Source organism: Nocardia sp. NPDC058640 (assembly GCF_042716995.1).
Classification (GTDB): domain Bacteria; phylum Actinomycetota; class Actinomycetes; order Mycobacteriales; family Mycobacteriaceae; genus Nocardia.
The window spans coordinates 217,072-224,063 of record NZ_JBHXRG010000004.1; the positions used below are offsets into that span (position 1 = coordinate 217,072).

The 6,992-nt window shown below is 66.5% G+C and carries 6 protein-coding genes; 5 read left to right on the forward strand and 1 reads right to left on the reverse strand.

The window, feature by feature from the left end:
• Positions 1–34: 34 nt before the first annotated feature.
• Positions 35–667 (reverse strand): mycofactocin system transcriptional regulator MftR2, encoded by a 633-nt coding sequence (gene mftR2, locus ACFWU5_RS09070; protein ID WP_379239705.1) that lies wholly within the window; start codon positions 665–667, stop codon positions 35–37.
• A 181-nt stretch (positions 668–848) separates the two neighbouring features.
• On the opposite strand from mftR2, the gene mftA reads away from it, so the two are divergent.
• The 5 genes from mftA to ACFWU5_RS09095 all read left to right on the forward strand — a co-directional run bounded on the left by mftA (position 849) and on the right by ACFWU5_RS09095 (position 6,827).
• Positions 849–953 (forward strand): mycofactocin precursor MftA, encoded by a 105-nt coding sequence (gene mftA, locus ACFWU5_RS09075; protein ID WP_101468422.1) that lies wholly within the window; start codon positions 849–851, stop codon positions 951–953.
• Positions 954–955: 2 nt separating this feature from the next.
• Entirely contained in the window at positions 956–2,431 is a 1,476-nt protein-coding gene (mftC, locus tag ACFWU5_RS09080) for a mycofactocin radical SAM maturase (protein WP_379266711.1), read from the forward strand.
• A 141-nt stretch (positions 2,432–2,572) separates the two neighbouring features.
• Complete coding sequence (gene mftF, locus ACFWU5_RS09085; protein ID WP_379239706.1) at positions 2,573–3,970, forward strand: mycofactocin biosynthesis glycosyltransferase MftF; 1,398 nt, start codon at positions 2,573–2,575, stop codon at positions 3,968–3,970.
• 10 nt (positions 3,971–3,980) lie between these two features.
• Positions 3,981–5,357: a mycofactocin system GMC family oxidoreductase MftG gene (gene mftG / locus ACFWU5_RS09090; protein WP_379266675.1), complete on the forward strand. Its 1,377-nt coding sequence runs from the start codon at positions 3,981–3,983 to the stop codon at positions 5,355–5,357.
• Positions 5,358–5,462: 105 nt separating this feature from the next.
• Positions 5,463–6,827 (forward strand): GAF domain-containing protein, encoded by a 1,365-nt coding sequence (locus ACFWU5_RS09095; protein ID WP_379239712.1) that lies wholly within the window; start codon positions 5,463–5,465, stop codon positions 6,825–6,827.
• Positions 6,828–6,992: the final 165 nt, after the last annotated feature.

Genomic DNA, 6,992 nt, shown 5'->3' on the forward strand with positions numbered 1-6,992 from the left:
GTCCTCTTTCGCAAAACTAGAACGTGTTTCAGTTTTATGTTAGGCCGGGACGCGCCTGCAGGGCAAGCTGCGCCTCGAGTCCGGCGACCAGCACCTCCATGCCGAAGTCGTAGGAGTACTTGCCGCGCAGGTCGGACATGTACTTCGTGGCTCGGGCCACCGCCTCGGGCAGCAGCACGTCCGCGGGCGCGGAACGGTCGCGCGGATTCACTCTGCTGCGGCCGAACAGGTAGGTGTGGATGGTCGCGTAGGCGGCCAGCACGTTTCGGTCGGAGAAGCCCGCGTCGAACAGGATCTCCATCACGGCCTCGATCAGGTCGAGCTGCTTGCCGAGCATCTGCTCGAGCAAGATGTCGCCCAGGCCGGGATGCGTGCGCAGTTTATCGTCTATCTGATCGATCAGATCGCGCAGGCGGTGCTGCCACGGGCCGGACTCGCGCGGCGGCTTGCGCACTCCCACCAGCGCGGCGCTGGCGACCAGATCCAGCAGCTCTCGTTTGTCGGCGACGTAGTAATAGGGCGCCATCGGCGAAACCCCGAGCTCGCGCGAGAGCCGCCGCATCGACAGCTTCTCGACACCGTCCTCGCGCACCACTTTGAGTGCCGCGTCGACGATCTCAGCCTCGGACAGTGTCGAACTAGCGCCCGCCCCACCATGGTTACGCAAGCCTGTGCCTCACCTGTAGTGCCACTGGGCTGATCAGCCCCTTGCCCATCGGGGGAAGTCTAGAGGGGTTCGCACCCGGTGTGGGCTGGGTGTGCGCAGAGAAAGATTTTCCGATCCCGCCCTTTATGGCAGTCACTGACGTTAAGGTCCGAGGTGACCGGCAACACACCTGGAGGTAGTCATGCCCGAGAACACCACGCCCGCCACCGTCGAATCCGACGAGGACCTGGTCACCGAGACGCTGATCGAAGAGGTCAGCATCGACGGCATGTGCGGCGTGTACTGACCATGCTCGATCTGGACACCCGCTGGACGCTGCACCCGAGGGTCTCGCTGCGCCCGGAGTCCTTCGGCGCGCTGCTGTACCACTTCGGCACCCGCAAGCTGTCTTTTCTGAAAAGCCGCGACCTGGTCGACGTGGTCCGCTCGCTGCCCGCGCACCCCTCCGTGCGTTCCGCCTTGCACGCCAAGGGCATCGACGCCTCGGATATGCACATCAAGGCGCTCGCGCAGCTGGCCGACACCGACATGATCGTGCCCGCGCCCGGCCCGGTCACCGAGGCACCGCTTGCCCTGGTCGCCACCGGTGAACCGCAGGGCGGCAAGCTGATCGACCGCTTCGAATCCGGTCTGGCCGCCCCGATCTGCCTGACCTGGGAACTGACCTACGCGTGCAACCTGTCGTGCGTGCACTGCCTGTCGTCGTCGGGCCGCCGCGATCCCGACGAGCTGAGCACCGAACAGTGCAAGGCGCTGATCGACGAGTTCGAGCGCATGCAGATCTTCTACGTCAATATCGGCGGCGGCGAACCGACAGTGCGCCCGGATTTCTGGGAACTGGTCGATTACGCCACCGCGCACAATGTGGGGGTCAAGTTCTCCACCAACGGCGTTCGCATCAATGAAGAGGTCGCGGCGCGCCTGTCCGCCAGCGATTACGTCGACGTGCAGATCTCCCTCGACGGTGCCGACGCCGCGGTCAACGATGCCGTGCGCGGCCCCGGCTCGTACGACACCGCGATCAAGGCACTGTCGAACCTGTACAACGCCGGTTTCAAGGACGCGAAACTGTCGGTGGTGGCCACCCGCCACAACATCTCCCAGCTCGACGAATTCAAGGCCATCGCCGACAAATACGGCGCCACCCTGCGCCTGACCCGGCTGCGTCCGTCCGGCCGCGGCGCGGACGTCTGGGACGAACTGCACCCCCTGCCCGAACAGCAACGCGAGCTCTACGACTGGCTCGTGGCCAACGGCGAAGGCGTGCTCACCGGCGACTCGTTCTTCCACCTGTCGGCTTTCGGCTCGGCGCTTCCCGGCCTGAACATGTGTGGCGCGGGCCGGGTGGTCTGCCTGGTCGACCCGGTCGGCGACGTCTACGCCTGCCCGTTCGCCATCCACGACCGTTTCAAGGCCGGAAACATCGTGGCCGACGGCGGTTTCGACGAGGTCTGGACCCATTCACCGCTGTTCGCGGAACTGCGCGAACCGGTCGACGGTGGCGCGTGCACGAAATGCTCGCACTACGACTCCTGCCGCGGTGGCTGCATGGCTGCGAAGTTCTTCACCGGCCTGCCCGCCAACGGACCCGATCCCGAATGCGTGCAGGGCTACGGCGAAGCGGCTCTTACGGCACCGGGACGCACCATTCCGCGCCCCGCGGTTGACCATTCGCGTCCGGTCCGCGCGAAGACGCGAGTGTCGTTGCCGTTGACGGTGAAACGTCCACCGGCCAAGGCGTGCAACGAGAGTCCGCTGGGCTAGTTCCGAACCGGTTGCCGGAAATGCGCTGCCGATCTTGTTGACGCGTCCGGCAACCGGTCACGGCGGCATTTTCCGCAGACTTTCCTCCTTTTTTCTGGGGTGATGATGTCTGGGAGCTCGAGTGCGAATAGCATGCGAGGAATGCGCCATGATCGTCTGCCCGACGGCTTCGGGGTACGGATCGATCCACGGGTGCGAGCGTTTTCCGGGGGTCGAATCCTGATCGGTGGGTCGCCCGCCCGGATGTTGCGCTTGGCCCCGGAGGCCGCCGACTTGATCGGCGACGGATACCTGGAGGTGACCGACAGCAAGTCCGCGATCGTGGCCCGCCGCCTGCTCGATTCCGGTGTGGCCAACCCGCGTCCGCGCCTGGAACCCTCGCTCGACGATGTCACCGTGGTCATCCCGCTGTACAACAATGCCGACGGGCTCATGCGTCTGCTCGCGGTTCTGCGCGGACACAATGTGATCGTGGTCGACGACGGTTCCGACGAGCCGGTGCGCATCCCGCCGCGGCAGGGTCGTGGACAGGTGACGGTGATCCGTCACGAATCTCCGCTGGGCCCCGCGGCTGCGCGCAACGCCGGATCGAAGGCGGCGACAACGGGGTTCGTGGCGTTCCTGGATTCGGATGTGGTGCCGCGCAGCGGGTGGCTCGAGGTCATGCTCGGACATTTCAGTGATCCGCAGGTCGCGTTGGTCGCGCCGCGGATCGTGGCGCTGGACAAGGAATCCAACGCGCTGGCCCGCTACGAGCACACTCGCTCGTCGCTGGACTTGGGTCGTCGCGAGTCGGCAGTGCACGCGCGCGGGATCGTGTCGTATGTGCCCAGCGCGGCGCTGTTGGCCCGGCGCGCGGCGTTGTTGGCCGAAGGCGGATTCGACGAGTCGATGCAGGTGGCCGAGGATGTCGACCTGTGTTGGCGGCTGGAACGCGCGGGCTGGCGGCTGCGCTACGAGCCCGCCGCGCACGTCGCCCACGATCACCGGGTGGCCTTCCGTGCCTGGTTCGGCCGAAAACTGTTCTACGGCACCGGCGCCGCACCGCTGGGCAAACGCCACTCGGGTCTGGTCTCCCCGCTGTCGGTACCGACGTGGACCGTGCTGGCCAGTCTGCTGTTCGCGACCCTGTCGAAGTGGGGCCTGCTCGGCGGACTCGTCACTCTCGCCACGGCCCTGGTGCGCCTGCGCCGCGTGTTCACCGAACTCGACAACCCGACCAGGATCGCCGCGGTCTACCTGGCCCGCGGCTACTTCGCCGGCATGTGGCGGCTGGCTTCGGCGATGTGTCGCGACTACTGGCCGGTGACGCTGCTGGCCGTCATCGCGTCGAGCCGCATCCGCAAGATCGCCGTCACCATGGCACTGGCCGACGGACTGGCCGACTGGTTCACCCATCGCGATTCCGGCGGCCTCGATCCGCTGCGCTATGTGGCCTATAAACGTCTCGACGACGTGGCCTACGGCACGGGCCTGTGGCTGGGAGCCCTGCGCGCCCGCAGTTTCGAAGCGCTCAAGCCGAGCATCTCGCCCCGCTGAATCAGACTGTGTGACAAGCACTCTCATCGTCGGAGCGGGGTCGGCGGGTTGTGTGCTCGCCGCCCGGCTCAGCACGGACCCGGCACGTTCGGTTCACGTGTTCGAGGCCGGGCCCGCCTTTCCGACGATGGGGCAACTGCCGTACGAACTGCTCGACCCGACGAGTCTCCCGGTCGGCCCCGAGTCCCGACTGGTGTGGCGATACCCGGGAAACCTGGTGCGCGGCAAGCTGATCGGCGGCTCCGGTGCGATCAACGGCAGCTACTTCATCCGCCCACCCGCCGCCGACTTCGCCGCATGGAGCTCGGTGGCGGGCCCGCGCTGGTCCTTCGAAGCGGTGCTGCCCGTCTTCTGCGACCTGGAAGATGACCGGGATTTCGGCTGGGCACCCGGCCACGGAGCAGGCGGCCCGATCCCGATCTCGCGTACCAGGGATTTCACCACGTTCAGCGCCGAGTTCGCGCAACAGTGCACAGCAGCGGGATTCCCTGAAATCCCGGACCTCAACGCGCCGACCGGCTCGGATGGTTTCGGCCGAGTCCCGCTGACGGTGTCGAACGGTCTGCGATCAGGCCCCGCTGTCACTCATCTCTATCCGGCGATGCACCGCCCCAACCTCACGATCACCGGCGACACCACGGTGACCCGACTACTCCTGCGCGGCAACCGGGTGATCGGTGTGGAGTGGGCGGGCGGGCGAACCTACGCTGATCAGATAGTCGTGTGCGCGGGCGCGATCGAGTCGGCCGCGCTGCTGATCCGATCCGGGATCGGCCCCGAGGCGCAGCTTCGCTCGCTCGGTATCGAGGTCGTCCAGCCCGCTCCGGTGGGCGCATGGTGCACCGATCACCCCGAGATCGGCGTCGAATTCCCCGACGACCAGCCCGCCGAGCCGGCCGTTCCGCTCGAGTACGTCCTGGAAATCGACGACCTGGAACTGCGCCCGTACACCCGGATGTTCACGCCGGGTCTTCGCAGAATCGGGGTCGCACTGATGCACCCCGAGTCGTCCGGCGAGCTGACCCTGGCCTCGGCCGACCCGCGAGTCCCCGCCCGCATCGACCACCGCTATCTCCACAGCGACCGAGACCGAGCCCGCCTGCGCGAGGGAGCAGCCCTGACCGCGGATCTGCTCGGCAGACGGATCGACCCCATCGATGATGCATGGCTGCACACCAACCTCGGTACCTCGCAACATCTTTCCGGCACCTGCCGCATGGGCGCAGCCGACGACGAGCGCGCGGTAGTCGACGAACTCGGCCGAGTCCACGGCATCGAAGCCCTGACCGTCGCCGACCTGTCGATCGTCCCCGTCCCGCTACGCCGGGGCCCACAGGCCACTACGGTCATGCTCGCAACCGCCATAGCGGACCATATGGTCGTGTGACGAAGTGACATCCGATACCACGATGTGACCTGCGGGACAAACCCCCATTTCTGGCGGTTGCGCCGATAACTGCCCGGTACAGTTTGTAGCGGGAAAGAAAGGCAAATGGTCAGCAATCTTGCAGGTGGGAGCCCCCCACGGCAGGCATCGGAGTCGGGCGCACAGCTCGGAGCTCTGGAAGCCTATGCCGCACAGGCCCATGGATATCTCAGTGCCGGTGGTGAACAGCTGACCCAGCTGGCCGGTCTACTACGTCCGCTCGTGCTCGAATCCTGGTTGCGCAGTGTGCGCGGCGGGGTCGATCCGACCGACGTCATCGACGGTCGCGGGTTGCGCGGCGCCGACCTCGAGCGTTATCGCGATGCCCATCCCCTCGCCGCGCTCATGCCGCTGATCGACAAACTGCTGGTCCAGGACGCGTCGCAGGCCGGATTGATCGTGACCGTGGCCGACCAGTTCGGTCGCGTGCTGTCGGTGCACGGCCATCCCGAGCAGGTTGCCGCCGCCGCCGAGATCGGCGTGCGCGAGGGCGACGATCTCAGCGAACGCCGGATCGGCACCAACGCGGTGGGTCTCGTCGTGCGCACCGGACGTGCCACCTGGATCCACGGACCCGAACATTTCCTGCATCGCATGCACCAGATCACCGGCGCCGCGGCTCCCGTGCACGAGCCCGACGGCCGCCTGATCGGCGTTTTGATGATTGCCGGCGGGATGCGGGTGGCCAAGCCGGAGATCCTGGCGCTGGTCAAGGCCGCCGCCACCGCCGCCGAAATGGACCTGGTGCTGCGGGCGATGCGTGCCAGTCAGGGCATCGCCGCCCCGGCCGCACCCGATCGCGACGACACCGAACAGGCTCGGCTGGGCCTTGATGTCCTGGGTCTGGGCCAGCCGCAGTTAAGCGTGGCGGGGGAGCGGGTGTCGCTGTCGCAGCGTCATGCCGAGATCCTGCTGCTGCTCACCGAACATCCCGAAGGTCTGGGCGCTGATCATCTGGCGCTGCTGCTGGACGACACCGATCTGGACAACGGCACGATCCGTGCGGCGATGTCGCGGCTGCGGTCGGTGATCGGCGCCGCGGTCGTGGGTTCGCGCCCTTACCGTCTGCGCGTGCATGTCGCAACCGATGTGGAGGAGCTTCGTGCCGCTCTCGACTCCGGTGATATCCAATCGGCATTGAACTTGTACGCGGGGCCGGTGCTGCCGCGGTCGTCGGCTCCCGGCATCTGCGACATCCGTGACGAGCTTCGGGTCCGCTTGCGCACCGCGGTGCTCGCGAACCCCGAGGCGGGCGTGCTGCGCCGCTGGACGTCGTGTCCGGAAGGGCGCGACGACGCCGCCGCGTGGGCTGCCTACCGGTCCACCGTCGACCGTGATTCGCCGCTGTATGCGCAGATAGAGGCCAAGATCCGGGTGCTCGACCGGCGCATGGGTGCCGATGCAACGCAGATGCAACGTTTCAGCTCATAGTGTCGCGGTCTGAAGGTGTGATGGCTCACATCTTGTTTGCGGATGTGCTGTGCACCACACGCGAGCCCAGGTCATGCCTACTGGCCGGTACAGACTGGACGTTCGTCTGATTTTTTTACCGGAAAAAGTTTCTTTTTATTAACTGAGCGCCTACTGTCTGCATCA